This is a genomic window from Castellaniella ginsengisoli, from assembly GCF_040955415.1.
GTDB lineage: Bacteria > Pseudomonadota > Gammaproteobacteria > Burkholderiales > Burkholderiaceae_B > Castellaniella > Castellaniella ginsengisoli.
Window position 1 is genome coordinate 93,215 of sequence record NZ_CP158257.1, and the last position, 19,728, is coordinate 112,942.

Below are 19,728 nucleotides of genomic sequence, written 5' to 3' on the forward strand. Positions count from 1 at the left end.
ATAACGTGTATGCTATTGCTTTCACTGATCCGCCGCGTTTTTCAGCGCGCCGTTCAGCGAAGACAGAACTATACAATACTATTTTTTTGGATGCAAACAGCCTTTGAAAAAGCGAACCAACAACGACAATAACCGCGACGCTTCCGACTCGCCAGCACACAGCCTCCCCTCTGACTTCGACCCCGACGTCCCCACCCGCGAGCAAGTGCTGGATACCTTGCGCAAGGCCGGCAAGCCTTTGTCTCCCGAGGCCCTGGCCGACGCCACTCACGCTACGATCCCCTTGTCCACGGGCTTCATCCGCCGCATCAAGGCCATGGAGCGCGATGGCCAGTTGCGCTACAACCCCCAGGGAAGGTTGCAAATCTGCAACAACACGCACTTCATTACCGGCGTCGTACAAGGCCACCGGGACGGATTCGGTTTCCTGATCCCCGACGAGGGCGGCCCGGATCTGTTCCTGTCGCCCCACGAGATGGCCAAGATCCTGCATGGCGACCGGGTCAAAGTGAAGGCCGCCGGCGAATTCCGCGGGCGCCCCGAGGGCACCATCGTCGAGGTCGTCGAGCGGCGCACCCTGAAACTGGTCGGCCGCTTCCTCAAGGAGCACGGCGCCTTCATCGTCGCGCCCGAAGACCAGCGCATCAAGCACGACATCCTGATCGCGCCCCAGGACACGGGTGACGCCGAACCCGGCCAGGTGGTCACGGTACAGATCCTGCGCCAGCCGGCCAGCCATATCCAGCCTCTGGGCCGCGTCACCGAAGTGCTGGGCGAGATCGATGATCCCGGCATGGAAATCGAAATCGCCGTGCGCAAGTTCGATGTGCCGGTGGACTTCTCCGACGCCACGCGCCGGCAGTTGGCCTCCATCCCGGAGCACGTGCGCGCGGACGACTGGGCCGGACGCATCGACCTGCGCGACGTGCCCTTCATCACCATCGACGGCGAAGACGCACGCGACTTCGATGATGCGGTGTTCTGCATGCCCGCCGACCTGGGCACGGCCAAACGCTCGCGGCCCGGCTGGCGGCTGCTGGTGGCCATCGCCGACGTCAGCCATTATGTGCAGCCCGGCTCGGCGCTGGACGAAGACGCCCTGGACCGCGGCACCAGCGTGTACTTTCCGCGCCGCGTGATTCCCATGCTGCCCGAGGCCTTGTCCAACGGCATCTGTTCGCTCAATCCCGATGTCGACCGTCTGGTGATGGTATGCGACATGATGATCCCGGCAAGCGGCGCCAAAGCCGGCTCCGTCACGGCTTATCAATTCTACGAAGCCGTCATTCACTCCCACGCCCGCACCACCTACACCGACATCTGGTCGGCCCTGCAGCAGCCCACGGGCCCCGCAGCCCAGAATCTCGGCGATCTGCTGCCGCACGTGCAGACGGCCTACGATCTGTTCCAGGCCTTCGAGCAGGCGCGGCGCAAGCGCGGCGCCATCGACTTCGACACGGTCGAGACCCGCATCGTCTGCAATCCCCTGGGCCGCATCGAGCGCATCGAACCCTATACACGCAACGATGCCCACCGCCTGATCGAGGAGTGCATGCTGGCGGCCAACACCTGCGCGGCCGACTTCATCGTGCGCAACAAGGCCCAGGCGCTGTTCCGCGTGCACGACGGCCCGACGCCGGAAAAACTGCAGACGCTGCGCGAGTACCTGCGCCTTCTGGGCCTCACGCTGGAAGGCGGCGACGAGCCCACGACCGCCGACTATGCCCGCCTGATCCAGGCCAGCCGGGCGCGGCCGGACTTCGACGCGATCCAGACCATGTGCCTGCGTTCGATGCAGCAGGCCATCTACAGCCCGGAGCAGACCGGCCACTTCGGCCTGGCCTACGAGCACTACGCGCACTTCACCTCGCCCATCCGGCGTTACCCGGATCTGCTGGTGCACCGCGTGATCCGGGGCATTTTGCACAAGCGCCGCTACCAGCCCCCTGCTCTGCCGGGCCAGCCCGCAGACCCCGCCCTGCCCGCGAAAATCCGCGAGCGCGATGCCTGGGAAGCCCTGGGCGCGTTGCTCTCGGCGCGCGAACGGCGGGCCGACGAGGCCTCGCGCGATGTCGAGGCCTGGCTGAAATGCTGGTTCGTGCGCGAGCACGTCGGCGAGGTCTTCAGCGGCCGGATCAGCAGCGTCACCAGCTTCGGCGTGTTTGTCACGCTGGACACGCTCTATGTGGAAGGCCTGGTGCATATCTCCGAACTCGGCGGCGATTACTTCCAGTACCACGAGGCCCTGAACGAGCTGCGCGGCGAGCGCACCGGCCTGCGCTACCAACTGGGCGACGCCTTGCAGGTACAGGTCTCGCGTGTGGATCTCGAAGCCCGGCGCATCGACTTCCGGCCGGTCAAAGGTGAAGATTTCAAGTCCCTTCAGGCCGGCATCGACAGCGAATCCAGCCCCGCCGCGCGCCCGCACAAAAAGGCCGCCGGTACCAAGCCCGCCGCGTTGCGCGGCACCACGGCCAGTCAGCGCCGCGCCGAGGCCAAGCGCGCCGCACGCCAGGATGCGCCGCGCAAGCGGCGCTCCTGATTCCGCGCGCCCGGGCCGCACTACAATCCAAGGCACGGTCCCGTCCGCCCATGCGGCGGGGCCGCGCCGCCCATATTTCCCATAGGCCTACGATGTCATCCCAACAAATCCTGGCCGGCTTCCATGCCGTGCAAGCGCGTCTGCGCCATGCCCCGGACTCCATCCGCGAGGTCTATCTGGACACCACGCGCCAGGACGCCCGCATGCAACGCTGCATCGAACAACTGGAGGCCGCGAACGTGCGCTGGCACGCCGCCGACGCCCAGCGCCTGGAGGGCCTGGCGCGCGGCGTGCGTCACCAGGGCATCGTCGCCCTGGCCCGCCCGCGGCCGTTGGCCGTGGCGGTCGACGAGGTCCTCGACCTCCTGGAAGACCGCAATGAACCGGCCCTGCTGCTGGTGCTGGACGGCGTCACCGACCCGCACAATCTGGGCGCCTGCCTGCGCACGGCCGACGCCGCTGGCGTGCACGCGGTCATTGCGCCCAAGGATCGCGCCGTGGGCCTGAATGCGACGGTCCAGCGCGTGGCCTGCGGCGCCGCCGACACCGTGCCCTACTTGACGGTCACCAATCTGGCGCGCACGCTGCGCGCGCTGCGCGAGCGCGACATCTGGATCGTAGGCACCGACGACACCGCCACGCGCGGCCTGCACGCTGTCGATGCGCGCCGTGCCATGGCCTGGGTGATGGGCGCCGAAGGCGAGGGGATGCGCCGCCTGACCCGCGAAACCTGCGACGAACTCGTCTCCATTCCCATGCGCGGTTCGGTCGAGAGCCTGAACGTCAGCGTCGCCAGCGCGGTCTGCCTGTACGAAACCGTCCGCCAGCGCCTGGCGCCGGTTTGAACGGCCGGCACGCAAGCCCTTTTCAAAAAAGCGCATAATGTCCGGGCCGGCGCGCCCGCCCGGGCAGCCCCCCATTCCTTTTCAATCCGACCCCACGCCTTCCCATGTCCGATCAAGGCTTCACCACCCGGCTCGTCCATGCCGACCACCGCGCCCAACTGGAACACGGCGCCATCCATCAGCCCATCCACCCGTCCACCGAATACGCCTACTCGGACGCGCGCGAACTTGCCGCCGTGTTTCAGGGCAAGGCCGGCTACACCTACGCCCGCCAGGGCACGCCGACCACGGCCTCGCTGGAAGCCAAGATCACGGACATGGAGCATGCACAGGCCACGGTCACGTTCGCCACGGGCATGGCGGCACTGAACGCCACATTCTTCGCCTTGCTGCGCCAAGGCGACCACCTGATCACCAGCAAGTACATCTTCGGCAACACCAACAGCCTGCTGATGACGCTGGAAAACTTCGGCGTGGAACTGAGCCTGGTGGACGCCACCGACGCCGCCCAGGTCGAGGCGGCGATCCGGCCCAACACCCGCATGGTCTTCGTCGAGACCATCGCCAACCCGGGCACCCAGGTCGCCGACCTGAAAGCCATCGGCGCGCTGTGCCGCTCGCGCAAACTGGTCTACGTGGTCGATGCCACGCTGTCCTCGCCCTACCTGGCCCCGGGCCGGGATTTCGGCGCTTCCCTGGTGATCAACTCCTTGTCCAAGCACATCGGCGGGCACGGCAATGCCCTGGGCGGCGCCGTCACCCAGACCGGGCTGTACGACTGGACTGATTTTCCGCACATCTACGAGCAGTACCGCAAAGGCGACCCGCACACCTGGGGACTGCTTCAGATCAAGAAGAAAGGGCTGCGCGACATGGGCGGCACGCTGTCCTCGGATGTGGCCCACCGCATCGCGGCCGGCGCCGAGACCCTGGCGCTGCGCATGGACCGCATCTGCGCCAATGCGTTGGCGCTGGCGCGTTTTCTTGAAACACACCCGAAAGTCAGCAAAGTGCGCTACCCCGGTCTGGCCAGCCACCCCCAGCACGCACAGGCCGCGCAATGGTTCGGCGGCCGCTTCGGCGGTTTGCTGGGCGTCGAGCTGCACGAACAGGTGGATGTCTTCGAATGCCTGAACCGCCTGCGCATCGTGGCGCTCGCCACCCATCTGGGCGACAACCGCACGCTGGTGCTGCCCGCCGCCCACACCATCTATTACGAGATGGGCCCGGAGCGGCGCGCCCTGATGGGCATTCCGGACGGTTTCCTGCGCATCTCGGTGGGAATCGAAGACGAAGCCGATCTGATCGGCGATTTCGCCCAGGCCCTGGATGCCGCCCGAGTCTGATCCCGGGTCTGGGGTATTCCCTTACCCAATCCCGGGTTTTTTAACAAACGTCAGGAACCACGCGGGTTTCCAGTGATTTGTTCTTGACACTCCGGTCTTTCGAAGGCTTAATACGGCTTAGCCTTTGAACCGGCCAGGATCCCGCTCCCCCAGCGGCCGCGGAAACCGGAACGGTCTGGCTGCGACAGACCATCATCCATCAAACGTCTGGCGGATCGGCCGCCGGGCCACAATAAACCTCAGGGGTATTTCATCAATGAACAAGACCGAGCTGATCGAGCATATTTCCTCCAAGACCGATCTCTCCAAGGCTGACGTGGGCCGCGCCCTGGAAGCCTTTGTGGGCGCCGTGAAGACCACCCTGAAGAAAAAGGGCTCCGTCACCCTGGTCGGCTTCGGCACCTTTGCCGTGTCCGAGCGCGCCGCCCGCACCGGCCGCAACCCGCGCACCGGCGAAGAAATCAAGATCAAGAAGGCCCGCGTGCCGAAGTTCCGTCCGGGCAAAGCCCTGAAAGACGCCGTCAACGCCAAGTAATCCGCGTCTCAACGGCAAAGGGCTCCACGCAGCGCACGTCTTGCATGCCGACCGCGCCGGGGGCGCCCCTCCATGAAAAGGCCACCGCCTCACCGGTGGCCTTTTCATTCACTGCGTTTTTTCAAGCTACAATGCCACGCCCGCCCGCGCTTCCAGCGCTCATGCGGCGGGCGCATGGGTCCGGGTGCTTAGCTCAGTTGGTAGAGCGGCGCCTTTACACGGCGTAGGTCGGGGGTTCGAGCCCCTCAGCACCCACCACGAACCCGGCGCTTGCCCGGGCATCCGCCGCCCGGCGGATTTACAATCCCGCCATGACTTCCACATCGCATACCCATGGCCCGCAACGCTGCGGCCTGGACGCTCTCGGCCAGTTCGACGAGATCGTCGATGTGCGCACGCCGGCCGAATACGCCGACGACCACATCCCCGGCGCCCTGAATGCGCCCGTGCTCAGCAACGAAGAACGCGTTCTGATCGGCACGATGTATGCCCAGGAATCACCCTTCAAAGCCACGCGCCTGGGCGCCGCCCTGGTCGCCCGCCACATCGCCGAATACCTGGAAACAATCTTCGCCGACCGCCCGCGCAGTTGGCGGCCGCTGATCTATTGCTGGCGCGGCGGCAAGCGCTCGGGCTCCATGACCGCCTGGTTCAACCTGATCGGCTGGCGCGCGCGCCAGCTCGACGGCGGCTACAAAACCTGGCGGCGCCACGTCATCGATGCCCTGACGGAACGTCCGGCCGGCCTGGACTGCATCGTGCTGACCGGCCCCACCGGCTCGGGCAAGACCCGCCTGCTGCAATCGCTGGGGGCGGCCGGCGCCCAGATCCTGGATCTGGAAAGCCTGGCCCGCCATCGCGGCTCGTTGCTGGGTGCGCTGCCGGACCAGCCGCAGCCCAGCCAGCGAGGCTTCGAGTCCGCCCTGCTTCAGGCCATCGAGGCCCTGGATCACGCCCGGCCTGTCTTCGTCGAGGCCGAAAGCCGGCGCATCGGCCAATTAAGCCTGCCCGAAGCCCTGCTGCGCGCCATGCATGCCGGCCGCTGCGTGCGCGTACAGGCGGCGCTGCCCCACCGGATCGCTTTCCTGCTGCAGGACTACGCGCATCTGTTCGACGCGCCGGACGTCTTTGGCCAGACGCTCGAGCGCCTGATCGGCCTGCACAGCCGCCAGACGATCCGCGACTGGCAGGCCCTGATCGCCGCCGGCCGGCGCGCCGACCTGTTTCAGGCGCTGGTCGAGGCCCACTACGACCCCGCCTACCGGCGCAGCAGCGGTTCTCATTACAGCGGCCTGGACCAGGCGTTGGTCTTCGACTACGACCCCACCGCCGCCGACGATCAGGCGCAAGCCCGCGCCCTGATCGAACAATTGCACATCCCCGCCTGAACGCTCCCCGAGCCGCCTTCCGAATCCCACCGCCATGAATGCTTCCGAGACCTGTCCCGCTCCCCGCTTGACCTCACTGTCCCACGGAGGCGGCTGCGGCTGCAAGATCGCACCGGACGTGCTGGCGCGCCTGATGCGCGACGCCTTGCCCGCCGGCCCCTTTCCCGATCTGCTGGTGGGCACGCAATCATCCGACGACGCGGCCGTCTATCGCCTCAACGACGAGCAGGCGCTGATCGCCACGACCGATTTCTTCATGCCCATCGTCGACGATCCACGGGATTTCGGCCGCATCGCCGCGACCAATGCCCTGTCGGACGTCTACGCCATGGGCGGACGCCCGATCCTGGCGCTGGCCCTGGTCGGCATGCCGATCAAGGCTCTGCCGCACGACACCATCGCCGCCATCCTGTCCGGCGGCGCCTCGGTCTGCCAGCAAGCCGGCATCCCCATCGCAGGCGGCCATTCCATCGACTCGGTGGAACCGATCTACGGTCTGGCCGTCATCGGCCTGGCGCACCCGGACCGGATCAAGCGCAACGACTGCGCCCGCGCCGGCGACGTGCTGGTCCTGAGCAAACCCTTGGGCGTGGGCATCCTGTCGGCGGCCCTGAAGAAGGACCGGCTCGATGCCGAGGGCTACCGGGCCATGATCGACAGCGCCACCCGGTTGAACACGCCGGGCACGCGTCTGGCCGAGCTCGAAGCCGTGCACGCCCTGACGGACGTGACCGGCTTCGGCCTGCTGGGCCACACCCTGGAAATGTGCCGGGGCTCGGGCCTGCGCGCCGAGCTGTCCTATGCCGGCCTGCCCTGGCTGGCACCCGCTCCGGACCTGGCGCGGGAGGGCATCTGCACCGGCGCATCAGGGCGCAACTGGCACGCCTGCAGCGCCGAGGCCACGCTCGATGCCGGCCTGCCGGAAGAAGCCCGCGCCTTGCTGACCGACCCGCAAACCTCCGGCGGCCTGCTGGTCGCCTGCGCGCCGGAAGCCGCCGACGAAGTCCTCGCGCTGCTGCGCGCCGACGGCTTTGCGCAGGCCGCCCGCATCGGACGCCTGGAAGCCGGACCCGCCCATATTCGGGTATCCTGAATCCCGTTCCCGTTCCAGGAGCTTCCATGGCCGCCCCCCTGATCATCGCCCGCAACGCCGACGCACAGGCCTGCCTGCTGCCGCAACTGGCCAACCGGCACGGCTGCATCACCGGCGCCACCGGCACCGGCAAGACCATCACCCTGCAAGTCCTGGCCGAGTCGTTCTCACGCATCGGCACGCCGGTTTTCATGGCCGACGTCAAGGGCGATCTGAGCGGCATCTCCCAAGCGGGCGCACCGTCGCCCAAACTCTGCCAGCGGCTGGCCGACCTGGGCCTGCCCGAACCCTTCTGGGGCGGCAGCCCGGCGACGCTGTGGGACATCTTCGGCGAACAAGGCCACCCGATCCGCGCCACGGTCTCCGATCTGGGGCCGCTGCTGCTGTCGCGCATGCTCGACCTGAACGACACGCAGGAAGGCGTGCTGACCCTGGCCTTTCGCGTGGCCGACGACGAGGGCCTGCTGATTCTGGATCTCAAAGACCTGCGCTCCATGCTGCAGCACGTCGCCGACCGCGCCGCCGAACTGCGCACCCGTTACGGGCAGGTGTCATCGGCCTCCATCGGCGCCATCCAGCGCAGCCTGCTGCGCCTCGAATCCGAAGGCGCCGGGATCTTCTTCGGCGAACCCATGCTGGACGTCTTCGACTGGATGCGCACCGACGCCCAGGGGCGCGGCATGGTCAACATCCTGGCCGCCGACCGTCTGATGCAGTCCCCGCGCCTGTACGCCGTCTTCCTGCTGTGGATGCTGGCCGATCTGTACGAGCGCCTGCCCGAGGTCGGCGATCTGGACAAGCCCAAGCTGGTGTTTTTCTTCGACGAGGCCCACCTGCTGTTCAAGGACGCCCCCGGCGCGCTGCTGGAAAAAATCGAGCAGGTCGTCCGCCTGATCCGTTCCAAGGGCGTGGGCGTGTACTTCGTCAGCCAGAATCCCGCCGACATTCCCGACTCCGTACTGGGCCAGTTGGGCCACCGTGTACAGCATGCCCTGCGGGCCTACACGCCCCGCGACCAGAAAGCCGTCAAGGCCGCCGCGCAAACCATGCGGCCCAGCCCCGGGCTGGACATCGAGGCCGCCATCACCGAACTGGCCGTGGGCGAGGCGCTGGTGTCGCTGCTCGACTCCAAGGGCCAGCCTACGCCCACGCAGCGTGTCTGGATGCTGGCACCCGGCAGCCGCATCGGCCCGGCGGCGGCGGCGGAACGCCAGGCGCTTCTGGGAGGCTCTCTGCTGGCCGGGAAATACGACCAGGCGGTGGACCGCGAATCCGCCTACGAAATCCTGCAGCGGCGCGCCCAGGCCGGAGCCGCCGAGGCGGCGCAGGCCAATGCAGGCAAGGCGGCGGGCGATCAGGACACGGGCCTGGCCGGGGCCGTGGGCGACTTCCTGTTCGGTTCCACCGGGCCGCGCGGCGGCCGCCGCGACGGCGTGGTGCAATCCGTCGCCAAGAGCATGGTGCGCAACGCCGCCAACCGCCTGGTGCGCGGCCTGCTGGGCTCGCTGGTCGGCGGGCGGCGCTGACGGCCCGGGCAAGACATCCATGCCCGACCGCGCACCCGATCCCGCCGCCCGCACTGCGCAACCGATCCGCTGCCGCTGGTGCACCGACGATCCGCTGTACGTGCGCTACCACGACACCGAATGGGGCGTACCCTCGCGCGACTCCCGGCATCTGTTCGAAATGCTGATCCTGGAAGGTTTCCAGGCGGGCCTGTCCTGGCTCACCATTCTGCGTCGGCGCGAAGCGCTGCGCGCCGCCTTGCTCGGCTTCGACCCCGAGGCCCTGGCCCGCACCGACGAGGCCTGGGTCCAGGACCGCATGCGGGATGCCAGCATCATCCGCAACCGGCTGAAGCTGCGCGCCGCCGGCACCAATGCCCGGGCCTGGCTGGCGTTGTCGGATCCGGTCGGCCTGGTGTGGTCGGTGGTCGGCGGCCAGCCGATCATCCACCGCTACGCCAACGTCGAAGACGCCCCCGTGACCGGCCCTGAAGCCGAAGCCCTCAGCCGGCTGCTCAAACGTCACGGCTTCACCTTCGTGGGGCCGACCATCTGCCAGTCGTACCTGCAAGCCATCGGTTGCCTGATGGACCACACCACGGACTGCCACCGCCATCGGGCGCTGGCGGACTGAGCCGCCATGATGCCCGGCGGCCATCCGCTGGATGCGGCCTACCGCGCCGCGCACTACCGGATCGAAACCGCCCCGCCCCTCATCTTGCGCATCGGGCAGACGCATCCGGCGCTGGCCGCCCGGTTTCCACACGGCGGCGTCTTCCTGACCGCCTGCAACCCCCGCAGCCGCCGCCTGCGCCCCGCCGCCAACGCCCGCCGGATGCGCGCGCTGTGCCGCGCAGTCGAGCGGGCAGGCCACGCCTGGCTGCCGGGCCGGGGCCTGGATCCGCACGGCTCGTGGCCCGATGAGCCCAGCCTCTGGGTTCCAGGCCTGCCCCTGGAATCGGGATTGCGCCTGGCGCGCCGCTTCGACCAGAATGCCCTGGTCTGGTGCGGGCCGGACACGGTGGCGCGGCTGGTATGGACCGGCCCATCCCCCACCGCACAGGCCAGGCACATCTGCTAAGGTAGCCGGGTCGCCCGATCCCGCGGAGCCTGTCCATGCATTCCCTGTTCACCCGCCACACCGCCTTTCACGCCGTCATCGCGCTCACCGTGCTGTGCGCCCTGCTGGCCCTGACCTTCAGCGCCGGCTGGTGGCTGCCCTGTCTGCTGTTCCTGGGCCTGAGCCTGCTGGGGATCTACGACCTGCGCCAGACCCGGCACGCCATCCGCCGCAACTATCCGGTGATCGGCAATCTGCGCTTTCTGTTCGAGTTCATCCGCCCGGAAGTCCGCCAGTACTTCTTCGAGGACGACACGCTCAAGCTGCCCTTTTCGCGCGTCGACCGGTCCCTGGTCTATCAGCGCGCCAAGCGGCAAATGGACCAGCGCCCCTTCGGCACCCAGGGCGATGTCTACGGCAACGACTATGAGTGGATCAACCACGCCATGGCGCCGGCCCACGTGCCCGACAGCGATTTCCGCACCACCGTCGGCGGGCCGGATTGCCGCCGTCCCGTGGACCTGTCGGTCTTCAACATTTCCGCCATGAGCTTTGGCGCACTGTCGGCCAATGCCATCATGGCCTTGAACAAAGGCGCGGCAATCGGCCATTTCGCCCACGATACGGGCGAAGGCGGCGTCAGCCGCTACCACCTGGAGCACGGTGGCGACCTGATCTGGAACATCGGCTCGGGCTACTTCGGCTGCCGCAACCAGGACGGCGGTTTTTCCGAAGAGCGCTTTGCCGACATGGCGCGCCGGGACGAAATCCGCATGATCGAACTCAAGCTGTCCCAGGGCGCCAAACCCGGCCACGGCGGCATCCTGCCGGCCCCAAAAGTCACCCCCGAGATCGCCGCCGCACGCGGCGTGCCAGCCGGCCACGACTGTATCTCCCCGTCCAGCCACAGCGCCTTTCGCACTCCCATTGAAATGATGCGCTTCATCGCCCGGCTGCGCGAACTGTCCGGCGGCAAGCCGGTCGGCTTCAAGCTGTGCATCGGGCACCCCTGGGAATGGTTCGCCATCGCCAAGGCCATGCTGGCCACCGGCATCACGCCCGACTTCATCGTGGTCGACGGCGCCGAAGGCGGCACAGGCGCGGCGCCCATCGAATTCGTCGACCACGTCGGCACGCCCTTGCGCGAAGGACTGCGCCTGGTCCACAACACGTTGGTGGGCATCGGCCTGCGCGAACACATCCGCCTGGGCGCCTCGGGCAAAGTCATCAGCGCCTTCGATATGGCGCGCCTCATGGCGCTGGGCGCCGATTGGTGCAACAGCGCCCGCGCCTACATGTTCGCCATCGGTTGCATCCAGGCCCAGACCTGTCACACTGGCCGCTGTCCCACCGGCGTCACCACCCAGGATCCAAAGCGCCAGCAGGCGCTGGTGGTGTCCGACAAATCCGTGCGCGTGGCCAACTACCACGCCAACACGCTCAAGGCCCTGGGCGAACTGCTGGGTGCGGCCGGCCTGACCCACCCCGACCAGCTTCGCCCGCACCACATCGCGCGACGGATCACCAATGGCGAAGTCCGCGTCCTGTCCGCCCTGTTCCCCGACCTGGAAAAGGGCGAACTGCTGGAAGGCCGTTTCCGCAACACGATCTTCCGCACCGCCTGGCCCATGGCACAGGCAGAATCCTTCGAGCCGCTCTACAGCTTGAGCGCGGCCCTGTCCGGGCACACCGATACACCCGCGCCGGCTCCGGATCCCGCCCCGCAGGCCGGGATGAATCCGGCATGAAGCCAGCCATGAATTGATCCGTCACATCTCCTAGGGAATCCACCTATGGTCCGGCTTTCCGCCTGATCTATACTGGAATCGCTACCTGACGGTAGTCAATCACGCCTCAGGGCGTTGACTTAGCACCGCTCCCATGCGGTGCCGCTGCCCACAGCGGCAGCAAGGCCCCGCCAAAAGGCGGGGCCTTCGCGTTTCAGGGCGGCCTCATTTCAGGGGCTGCCGGCTTCCACCCGGTTGCGCCCGCCTTCCTTGGCCCGGTACAGCGCCTGGTCGGCGATCTTCAGCGTCAGTTGCGCATCGCCGCCCTCCCACACGGCCACCCCCGCCGACAAAGTCACGGTCTCGTTTCCCAGCACCCGCGCGCTCTCCATGGCGGCCCGCAGGCGTTCGGTGATCATCTTGGCTCCCGCCAGATCGTTGTCGGGCAGGACCACAAGGAACTCCTCGCCGCCCAGGCGGAACAAGGCATCCCCTTGGCGTGCATGCGCCCGCATGAGATCGGCCAGCCCGGAGATCACCTGGTCGCCCGCATCATGCCCATGCCGGTCATTGATCCGCTTGAAGAAATCGATATCCAGCGCCACCAGGGCAAACGGCTGCCGCCGTTCTTCCAGGATCCGCAGCGCGGCCTCCAATCCCCGGCGGTTGCCCAGCTTCGTCAACGGATCCGTATGCGCGGCGCTATGAAGCTCGCCCAACCGGGTGCGTACCTGCCCCTGCCCCGCCAGCAACGCCCCGCGCAGGCGCTGCGCCTCCAGGTACCAGCACTTCACGGCGGCGATCCGCCGCGCCATGCCGTCCTCGTAGCCATCCTGGACGATCTGCGACAGCTCGCCCAGCGGCCTGGAGATCCACCGAGACAACAGCCACAAGAGCACCAGCAGTGCCAGGGCCGGCCAGACCGCCAACTGCAGCACGCGCAGCATCAGGTCATTCAGCCCCTTCAGGGCAAGCTTCGTGGGCCGCTGCACCACCACCCCCCAGTCGGCCGTCGGCACATAGGCATAGCCTGCCAGCATGTCCACATCCCGGCTGTTGATCAGCTCCATCTGGCCGGACCGGCCTTTGCGAACGGTATCGATCACCGGGTTGTTCACGACGATTTCGCCAATGCGCTCGGCCTGCGGGTGGTACAGCAGGCGCCCTTGCGCATCGACGACATAAACGTACGTGCCATCACGGAAGTATTGTTCGCCGATCAGGCGCTGCAGGCCGCCCTCATCCCTGAGGTACACGGTGGCGGACAAGCGGCCCAACGAACGTCCTTCGGGCCCGAACAAGGGGTGCGAGAGCCGGATCGCCAGATTGCCCAGCACGGTCACATAAGGCGAGCTGATCATCGGCGCCCGGTCATCGCCTATGCCGTTCCTGGCGACCGAATCGAGCCTGCGCCCCTTCAAGTTCCGCGAGGCCGGGGAAAACGCCTGGACGACCCCCCGCCCATCCACGACGGTCACGGTATTGAAGCCCAGTTCCAGATGGCGCAAGCGGTCGACCTCGGCCTGCAAAACAGTCGGCGCCATGCCGGAGCGCACCATCAGGCCGCCCGAGTAGGATAGATTGCCCTGCGCCCGCAGCAACAGGTCGGACGTGATGCGGGCGAGCTTGACGGCAAAGGCCTCGTTGGCATCCAGCGTGTTGGCGACGAGCTGCTGGCGTTGCACCTGATAGGCCCCGGCCATCCCGCCCGCCAGCATCACCGCCGCGCTGAACACGGCCAGCAGCAGGATCAGTTGCCTCAGATTGATGCTGGACGGTTTCCGGATACGCATCCGCCTGGCTCTCCTTCCGATGGCTGCACGTGGCGAACCCCTTTAAGCCTGTGCTATACGCCAGACGACATGGGCTTCCGACCCATCATGCGTTTTGACACCAAGGCAACTTGCGTGATGAAAATTCCCCCCCTATAATGGCGTGCTTTGGCGCATTAGCTCAGCCGGTTAGAGCGACGGAATCATAATCCGCAGGTCCCCTGTTCGAATCAGGGATGCGCCACCAGAATTCTCTTTGTTTACCAAAGACTTATCGCCACCCTGCACGGTGGCGATTTTCTTTTCTGGGTCATGGTGTGCCCAAAACGTGACCGCTCCTGCGAACTGCGCCAGGGTCGTCCCGTCCATGTGGGCGTACCGCTTCACCATTTCCAGCGTCTCCCACCCTCCCAATTCCTTGAGAACGAACAGCGGGGTCCCGGCCTGCACGTGCCATGACGCCCATGTGTGCCGCAGGTCGTGGAAGCGGAAGTTCTCGATGCCTGCCTGGGCGCATGCACGGGCGAACATCTTGGGATCGATCTGGGTCTGCGGGCTGCCGTTCCGAGTGAAGACCAGTTGAAGGTGCGTCCCGATCCGGCGCCGGATGATCTGGACAGCCTCCGCATTCAGCGGCACAGCCCGCGCCCGCCCGGATTTCGCCCGGTCCGCCGTCACCCAGGCTGTTGACCTGGACAGGTCCACATCTTCCCAACACAGAGACAGGATTTCCCCTGCCCGCATACCGGTGGCCAGGGCGAAGGCGACGGCATCCTGCATCCACTGACGGCCGCACGCCGCTACCAGCGCCCGGGCCTGTTCCTGGGTGAGCCAGCGAATTCGAACCCTTGGCTCCACTGCGGGGCGAAGCCTGGGAGCCGCAGGCATCCAGCCCCATTCGACGCACATGGACAGCATCCGCCGGATGGTGGACAGATAGCGGTTGCGCGTGGCCGGCGTCAGCGGCCGACGCCCCTGCCCCTCCCGCTCGACGTGAGTGGGCAGCGCGCCGATGATCTCGTCGGTGGTTAAAGAGCTCACGGCACGCCCAGAGAACTGGTCTCGCCAGTACCGGATGTGCCGCACCTTCGTGCTGTAGTCGCTCTGGCCCTCGGATGCTTTCAGGAATTGCACAGCGGCATCCTGAAACCTGTGTTCCGGCTGGTCGCCCAGCTTGTCCTGGCGCCACAATTCCGCTTTCAGGCGGTCGTGGTATTCCTGCGCCGCCCGGCGGTCGGCCGTGCCAGTAGAGCGTCTAATTCTTTGTCCACCTGGCGTGCGGATATCAAGCCACCAGGTGCCGTTACGCTGTCGGATCGACATGATGAATCTCCTGTTGACCGCAGCGCCAGCCGTGTGACTTTGTAACGCGGGCGGGTAATTTCTTCAAGGCGAGACGGCCAGACCCTCCAAGCTCGGCAGCCCTCCAGGCGGAAGCCGATTTCATGGCGGCGGGCGAAGACCGTCTGGTACGACAGGCCCAGTCGGCGCGCGGCTTCGGCTAGGCTGATGGCGATTTCGTCAGGCTGCATGCTGGACCTCCTGTTCCGTTTCGGCGGCAGCCAACCGGACAGCCGCCCGCCACACGCGGCCGGGCCACCTCTGTTCAGCGCGCCGGGCCGCGTCCGGGTCTTGAGCAGCCAGCACCCGGCGGGCGTCTTCCAGGCACGGTACGGGGACGAAGATTTCAGCCACGCCAAGCCTCCCTGGCCGCCCTCTTCCAGCCTTCCACTGTGTCCTTCGTGACGCCCAGATCTTCGGCGATATCACAGGATCGCTCCCCCTTGGCAAGGCGCTCAAGCGCAATGATTCGGTCGTATGGATTGACTTTCGTGGTGCGTAATTTCGGGTCTTGCCGGTGGCCCTCGATCTGACGGATCAGGCCGGCGAAGGGATCGAATACCATCATTCCCCCTTCGCTGCGCGGGTGAAGGCTCCGCGCTCTGCTTCCAGCAGCTTTTCGGCCATGTCAATGATGTCCATGCAGTTGACGTGGCCCGCCCGCATGCGGCGGATCGCATCAAGCGCAATCCCTTTCCATGCCGCCGGTACGACTGGCTGCGCCTGGGCGGCAACGGGGGCCAAGGTGTAGCCAAACTTCTTGAGGGCGGCCTGGAAATGTTCTGCATACCCTTCGGAGTCCGCGCCCCAGCGCAGCAGGCATTCCTCGCCCGGCTCGTCGTCGCCTTCGTCTGGGTCCGGTGGGGTTTCCACGGTCAGCACCCGCTCGATAGCGCTCAGGCAGCGCGACCGCCGGATGGCATTCTCGATACTCGCAAGCAAGGTCTCCTGTGTGCGAGCCGCTGAGCCGATCCCGAAAGCATCGTAGACTGCAGTCAGTCCGTCAACGTCGCCCGATGGCTGCGCCTGGGCGGCAACAGCCTTCTGGCATTCGGACATGCACTTTGCCCATCCTTCGGCATAGCCGTCGTCAAAAAGGACGGGGGATTGCCCCTTTCGTGAGGGCATGGTGGGCCAATTAATTCGACCCAGCACCGGCTCCTGCGCTACAGGGGCGGCGTATACGGGGGAATAAGTGGCGCGGTATCCGTCCCGGCGCGGTTTTCCGAGGATGAAAAGCGGATCAAGAGTGGCTGGACCTTCGGCCAGCCCGCGTTCATTGCGCAACCAGCCCACCGGCTCCGCGCTTGCGGCAGACTGGCCGATGTCCTGCAAATCTCCGATGCGCTTGCATTGTGGGCAGACATCAGCCGCGCCGTCATCGGGCTCGTCAGCGGCGACATCGCGCACGAGATCGGCGTCAGCGCCAAGCCAGCCGCAATGGTTGCAGCGCACTTCGGCCGGCCTGTCGCTGCTGTAGCGGGACAGAAGGGCGCGGGCCTGAATCACTGTATTGTGCGATTCCCCGAAATGCAGCGCGTTATGTTCCGCGACCACCCACAACGCCTCGCGCAGCCGCGCTATCTCCGCTGCCTGAGCGTCGAGCGCCTGCTCAAGGTCTCCGCGCGTCCGCTGGTAGTTCGCCAGGGCCGTTTGTGCTTGCGCCCTCGTGCCCTGATCTGACGCCCATCCATGAGCCTGAGCGGCGGTGTCGAAAAGGTTCAGCAGCTTCTGTGTGTCGATGGTCATGTCTTGTCCGTCCAATGTTTCCCGTCGGCCAGCGCCGTTTCCGCTAAGTCTTGGGCGTGGCGCAGGTATGTGCTGCGCTTGATCTCGGCAAGAGTCATGCGCAAGTCTGTGATTGCGCACGCAGCCTCGCGCATCAGATCGGCGGTGGCGTGATTGCCGTTGCTGCGGTGTATCTGCTCGGAAAGGAGTAGGGTTCGGGCGTCGATCATGCGACCTTCCTCTGTACGGCCAGATGCGGGGCATTGAGCGACAGGAACCCGGCCGCCATCATCGGGTTGACGCTGTTGCCCACCATCCTGACCTGGGTGGATTTGGAGAATTTGCGTCCGTCGTGGCCACGGTCGATGATGTAGCTGTCCGGGAAGTCCTGGGCGCGGAACAGTTCGCGGGGCTCCAGCATCCGCAGGCCGATGTCCACGATGACGTAGGGCGTGCCCTTGATCGTGACCGTCACCAGGGCCATGCGGTCCTTGGTGGTGATCGTGGTCATGGGGTCGCGCGGATCGGACCATTGGCCGCCCTCGCCGTAGTAGCGCATCATGAAAGCGGCGACACGCTCCGCGTCTTCGGTCTGTTCTGGCGACAGGGTGCATTCGACGATGCCGTGATGCTCGCCGCCGGCGGATATCGTGCGCAGCGGCTCCTGGGCATCTCGTGCGTCACAATTCCCGCGCAGGTGCGCGAGATGCGCCGTGACGATGGCCGTGTCTGCCTTTGCCGTTACCGTTTGGATCGGATCGGCCATACCGCGCGGCTCAATCTGTCCGGCGCGCCCACCTACTCCCGCCAGGATCGCCGTCACCAGCTGCTGCTGGCTGCCGGAGTTCGTCACGGTGGACATGGGATTTCCCAGGTCGTGCCCGGGCGTCGTGTTGAATCCGCCGTTTGCCTGCATCAGGTAGGCGCAGGCCAGGGCATGCTTCTGCGATCCAACCACCGTTCCCAGCGGGGCCCGCAGGTCCAGGGAACGCGGCGCCTGCCCTTCGCGTTCGCCGTAGCCAGTCTGAACCAGCGTCGGGGTGATCAGCGCGTGCTTGCCGCCACGCGGCCATGCTGTGATGGTGGACAAGGGATCCCGGACGGACTGAACGGATTCCCTGGACCAGTCTGAAATCGGCACAATGAACGGATCTCCAGACTCCAGCACATACCGCCGGATGCCCCGCGCGATCCGCCGCAGGGTGGCATCGGCCAACGGGCGCTTGCGCGTGAAAATCGACGGGCAGGGGATCGACCAGTCGATGCAATCCGCCGCCGGTTTCCATTTGCGCTGCCCCTTGCTGGGCTTCTTGAAGTGCGTCGGCTCAGCCCACCGGATCGGCTCGCCTACGCAGTTGCCGATCTCGAAATGGCGCTCCCGCGTGGTGTGTCCGCCCTGGTCGGCTGCGATGATGTTGCGGCTGTCCAGCGCATACCCCATCCCTCGCAGGATCGCGCACCAGCGCCGGTACGTCTGGCCCTCACGCTTCGGGTCCGGCACCAGGAATTGCTGTTGAACAGGTACGCGCTCGCCCGGATCGGCCACACTGCCGTCCAGTTTCACCACGCGCCCGGTCTTCGGGCACCGTTTGGCGATCAGCGGGCCCCACTTCGTGAATTGCTTGACGTTCTCCAGGCTGACCCAATCCGGCCGGACCTGGCCGGCCCAGCGGATCCCGACCCAAGCCAGCGCCCGGATCTTCGCGCTGCGCGGCTGGCCTCCCTTGGCCTGGCTGAAATGGGTGCAGTCGGGCGACAGGTGCAGCCAGCCGACCGGCCGGCCCTGCGTAGCTTTCTTCGGGCAGACCTCGTACACGTCCGCGACGTAGTGCTCGGTCTGCGGGTGATTGGCCTGGTGCAGACTCAGGGCGTCTTCGTTGTGGTTGATGGCGATGTCTGGGCTGCGGCCCCAGGCCATCTCCATGGCGACGGACATGCCACCGCCGCCGGCGAACAGGTCCACGATGATCTTTTTGTCTAGGCCGGTCAGGCGCAGTTGGTTTGTCAGCATCATTCCTCCCACGGCCACGGATGCGTCTTGCCGGGGCGCTGACGTTTTTCCTTCGAGCGCTTGCTCATGATTTCCCCTCAGCCCGGGCCAGGGCTGCGCCCGACAAATCCATCATCCGGCCCCATTCAGCGCCTGTGCGGTCCTCGCTGTGGGGCGGGCATCTGGACAGATACTCGCGTATGGATTTCAGCGCCTCGTGCATGTCAGGGGCGGCGGCCATCAGGTGGGCGTTACCCGCTTGCATCCCAGCAACCTTGCGCGCATGAACTGTTGCTATAGACGCCCCTGTGAGAACGTATCTTTCCGGCAGTATCCTGCCGTCTATGGCCACCCACGGCCCAGGTGTGTGCTGTGTGCTCATGTCCGCTCCCTGGCTGCAAGCATGGCGTCGGCCATTTCATAGGAGCGTCTCCCGAGGTACGAGAGCGCCTGCAATCTGTTGGCGTCCTCGGGGATGTCGCGCCAGACTTCGGGCATCGCCTGGGCTGCGAAGTAGTCGCGTAGGGACATGCCGTGGTGTGGGTGCAGAAACTGATCGTTTGGCAATTGGCTCTGGCCGGGCACAGGGAAGGCCGGGCCGCCGTCATTTCGTTGGGTCATGACAGGCTCCGGCTACAGGACAGCGTGCGCAGGCACAGACGGCACACTGGTAACTTCATTACCGTCCTTGCCGCACGAGGCGCATTTCATCGCGGGGATGACCTTTTCGTGGAAATAGGCGTCGTCGTAGCCGTCGCCCTTTTGCTCGTGGCCGCAGTGCTGGCATTCGTAGACGGCCGTGAAGTCACGGCGGTGCTGGTTTGTGATGCTCTTGATCTTCATCTTGCTCTCCAAT

General features: G+C 66.3%; 17 protein-coding genes, 2 tRNA genes and 1 pseudogene. 12 read left to right on the forward strand and 8 right to left on the reverse strand.

Translation table 11 applies throughout. The features are described 5' to 3' along the window. Nucleotides 1–103: 103 nt before the first annotated feature. From rnr to ABRZ00_RS00430, 11 genes are all read left to right on the forward strand, one after another. Entirely contained in the window at nucleotides 104–2,542 is a 2,439-nt protein-coding gene (gene rnr, locus ABRZ00_RS00380; RefSeq protein ID WP_368641491.1) for a ribonuclease R, read from the forward strand. Between the two features lie 92 nt (nucleotides 2,543–2,634). Then, the gene (rlmB, locus tag ABRZ00_RS00385; protein WP_368641490.1) at nucleotides 2,635–3,387 is read left to right on the forward strand and encodes a 23S rRNA (guanosine(2251)-2'-O)-methyltransferase RlmB; all 753 of its coding nucleotides are present in this window, start codon (nucleotides 2,635–2,637) and stop codon (nucleotides 3,385–3,387) included. A 104-nt stretch (nucleotides 3,388–3,491) separates the two neighbouring features. Next, nucleotides 3,492–4,733: a cystathionine gamma-synthase family protein gene (locus ABRZ00_RS00390; RefSeq protein WP_368641489.1), complete on the forward strand. Its 1,242-nt coding sequence runs from the start codon at nucleotides 3,492–3,494 to the stop codon at nucleotides 4,731–4,733. A gap of 256 nt (nucleotides 4,734–4,989) precedes the next feature. Next, the gene (locus ABRZ00_RS00395) at nucleotides 4,990–5,268 is read left to right on the forward strand and encodes an HU family DNA-binding protein (RefSeq protein ID WP_043681629.1); all 279 of its coding nucleotides are present in this window, start codon (nucleotides 4,990–4,992) and stop codon (nucleotides 5,266–5,268) included. 182 nt (nucleotides 5,269–5,450) lie between these two features. After that, a tRNA-Val gene (locus tag ABRZ00_RS00400) sits at nucleotides 5,451–5,526 on the forward strand. 53 nt (nucleotides 5,527–5,579) lie between these two features. Further along, nucleotides 5,580–6,656: a tRNA 2-selenouridine(34) synthase MnmH gene (mnmH, locus tag ABRZ00_RS00405; RefSeq protein ID WP_368641488.1), complete on the forward strand. Its 1,077-nt coding sequence runs from the start codon at nucleotides 5,580–5,582 to the stop codon at nucleotides 6,654–6,656. Between the two features lie 34 nt (nucleotides 6,657–6,690). Further along, the gene (gene selD, locus ABRZ00_RS00410; RefSeq protein WP_368641487.1) at nucleotides 6,691–7,749 is read left to right on the forward strand and encodes a selenide, water dikinase SelD; all 1,059 of its coding nucleotides are present in this window, start codon (nucleotides 6,691–6,693) and stop codon (nucleotides 7,747–7,749) included. 26 nt (nucleotides 7,750–7,775) lie between these two features. Then, entirely contained in the window at nucleotides 7,776–9,275 is a 1,500-nt protein-coding gene (locus ABRZ00_RS00415) for a helicase HerA-like domain-containing protein (protein WP_368641486.1), read from the forward strand. A gap of 19 nt (nucleotides 9,276–9,294) precedes the next feature. Beyond that, nucleotides 9,295–9,888, forward strand: a complete 594-nt coding sequence (locus ABRZ00_RS00420) for a DNA-3-methyladenine glycosylase I (RefSeq protein WP_368641485.1) — start codon at nucleotides 9,295–9,297, stop codon at nucleotides 9,886–9,888. Nucleotides 9,889–9,894: 6 nt separating this feature from the next. Continuing rightward, a complete protein-coding gene (locus tag ABRZ00_RS00425) occupies nucleotides 9,895–10,335 on the forward strand; it encodes a DUF3293 domain-containing protein (protein WP_368641484.1) in 441 nt (146 codons plus the stop codon). Between the two features lie 35 nt (nucleotides 10,336–10,370). Next, entirely contained in the window at nucleotides 10,371–12,062 is a 1,692-nt protein-coding gene (locus ABRZ00_RS00430; protein WP_368641483.1) for an FMN-binding glutamate synthase family protein, read from the forward strand. A 209-nt stretch (nucleotides 12,063–12,271) separates the two neighbouring features. Here the strand turns inward: ABRZ00_RS00430 and ABRZ00_RS00435 are convergent, their stop codons facing one another. Continuing rightward, the gene (locus tag ABRZ00_RS00435; RefSeq protein WP_368644354.1) at nucleotides 12,272–13,834 is read right to left on the reverse strand and encodes a diguanylate cyclase domain-containing protein; all 1,563 of its coding nucleotides are present in this window, start codon (nucleotides 13,832–13,834) and stop codon (nucleotides 12,272–12,274) included. Nucleotides 13,835–13,983: 149 nt separating this feature from the next. On the opposite strand from ABRZ00_RS00435, the gene ABRZ00_RS00440 reads away from it, so the two are divergent. Continuing rightward, a tRNA-Met gene (locus ABRZ00_RS00440) sits at nucleotides 13,984–14,060 on the forward strand. A 71-nt stretch (nucleotides 14,061–14,131) separates the two neighbouring features. Here ABRZ00_RS00440 and ABRZ00_RS00445 read toward each other — a convergent pair. From ABRZ00_RS00445 to ABRZ00_RS00475, 7 genes and pseudogenes are all read right to left on the reverse strand, one after another. Beyond that, nucleotides 14,132–15,136: pseudogene (locus ABRZ00_RS00445) on the reverse strand (tyrosine-type recombinase/integrase); the annotation flags it as partial. A gap of 364 nt (nucleotides 15,137–15,500) precedes the next feature. Then, nucleotides 15,501–15,722, reverse strand: coding sequence for a helix-turn-helix domain-containing protein (locus tag ABRZ00_RS00450; protein ID WP_368647774.1), 222 nt, complete (start codon nucleotides 15,720–15,722; stop codon nucleotides 15,501–15,503). Continuing rightward, a complete protein-coding gene (locus ABRZ00_RS00455) occupies nucleotides 15,719–16,903 on the reverse strand; it encodes a hypothetical protein (RefSeq protein WP_368647775.1) in 1,185 nt (394 codons plus the stop codon). Before ABRZ00_RS00455 ends, ABRZ00_RS00450 begins: the two co-directional genes overlap by 4 nt. Further along, complete coding sequence (locus ABRZ00_RS00460) at nucleotides 16,900–17,112, reverse strand: hypothetical protein (protein ID WP_368647776.1); 213 nt, start codon at nucleotides 17,110–17,112, stop codon at nucleotides 16,900–16,902. Before ABRZ00_RS00460 ends, ABRZ00_RS00455 begins: the two co-directional genes overlap by 4 nt. Beyond that, nucleotides 17,109–18,896 carry a DNA cytosine methyltransferase gene (locus ABRZ00_RS00465; protein WP_368647777.1) on the reverse strand — a complete coding sequence of 596 codons (1,788 nt, stop codon included), beginning with the start codon at nucleotides 18,894–18,896 and terminating at the stop codon, nucleotides 17,109–17,111. The genes ABRZ00_RS00460 and ABRZ00_RS00465 overlap by 4 nt, the downstream gene beginning before the upstream one ends. Nucleotides 18,897–19,250: 354 nt before the next feature. Continuing rightward, the gene (locus tag ABRZ00_RS00470) at nucleotides 19,251–19,493 is read right to left on the reverse strand and encodes a hypothetical protein (RefSeq protein ID WP_368647778.1); all 243 of its coding nucleotides are present in this window, start codon (nucleotides 19,491–19,493) and stop codon (nucleotides 19,251–19,253) included. 12 nt (nucleotides 19,494–19,505) lie between these two features. Next, nucleotides 19,506–19,715, reverse strand: a complete 210-nt coding sequence (locus ABRZ00_RS00475; protein ID WP_368647779.1) for a hypothetical protein — start codon at nucleotides 19,713–19,715, stop codon at nucleotides 19,506–19,508. Nucleotides 19,716–19,728: the final 13 nt, after the last annotated feature.

Coding starts and splice junctions, on each gene's coding strand:
- ABRZ00_RS00425 (WP_368641484.1), top strand. CDS start 9,895: ATGATGCCCGGCGGCCATCCGCTGGATGCGGCCTACCGCGCCGCGCAC.
- rlmB (WP_368641490.1), top strand. CDS start 2,635: ATGTCATCCCAACAAATCCTGGCCGGCTTCCATGCCGTGCAAGCGCGT.
- ABRZ00_RS00460 (WP_368647776.1), bottom strand. CDS start 17,112: ATGATCGACGCCCGAACCCTACTCCTTTCCGAGCAGATACACCGCAGC.
- ABRZ00_RS00470 (WP_368647778.1), bottom strand. CDS start 19,493: ATGACCCAACGAAATGACGGCGGCCCGGCCTTCCCTGTGCCCGGCCAG.
- ABRZ00_RS00435 (WP_368644354.1), bottom strand. CDS start 13,834: ATGCGTATCCGGAAACCGTCCAGCATCAATCTGAGGCAACTGATCCTG.
- ABRZ00_RS00465 (WP_368647777.1), bottom strand. CDS start 18,896: ATGATGCTGACAAACCAACTGCGCCTGACCGGCCTAGACAAAAAGATC.
- ABRZ00_RS00390 (WP_368641489.1), top strand. CDS start 3,492: ATGTCCGATCAAGGCTTCACCACCCGGCTCGTCCATGCCGACCACCGC.
- ABRZ00_RS00395 (WP_043681629.1), top strand. CDS start 4,990: ATGAACAAGACCGAGCTGATCGAGCATATTTCCTCCAAGACCGATCTC.
- ABRZ00_RS00450 (WP_368647774.1), bottom strand. CDS start 15,722: ATGATGGTATTCGATCCCTTCGCCGGCCTGATCCGTCAGATCGAGGGC.
- selD (WP_368641487.1), top strand. CDS start 6,691: ATGAATGCTTCCGAGACCTGTCCCGCTCCCCGCTTGACCTCACTGTCC.
- ABRZ00_RS00415 (WP_368641486.1), top strand. CDS start 7,776: ATGGCCGCCCCCCTGATCATCGCCCGCAACGCCGACGCACAGGCCTGC.
- ABRZ00_RS00455 (WP_368647775.1), bottom strand. CDS start 16,903: ATGACCATCGACACACAGAAGCTGCTGAACCTTTTCGACACCGCCGCT.
- ABRZ00_RS00430 (WP_368641483.1), top strand. CDS start 10,371: ATGCATTCCCTGTTCACCCGCCACACCGCCTTTCACGCCGTCATCGCG.
- mnmH (WP_368641488.1), top strand. CDS start 5,580: ATGACTTCCACATCGCATACCCATGGCCCGCAACGCTGCGGCCTGGAC.
- ABRZ00_RS00475 (WP_368647779.1), bottom strand. CDS start 19,715: ATGAAGATCAAGAGCATCACAAACCAGCACCGCCGTGACTTCACGGCC.
- ABRZ00_RS00420 (WP_368641485.1), top strand. CDS start 9,295: ATGCCCGACCGCGCACCCGATCCCGCCGCCCGCACTGCGCAACCGATC.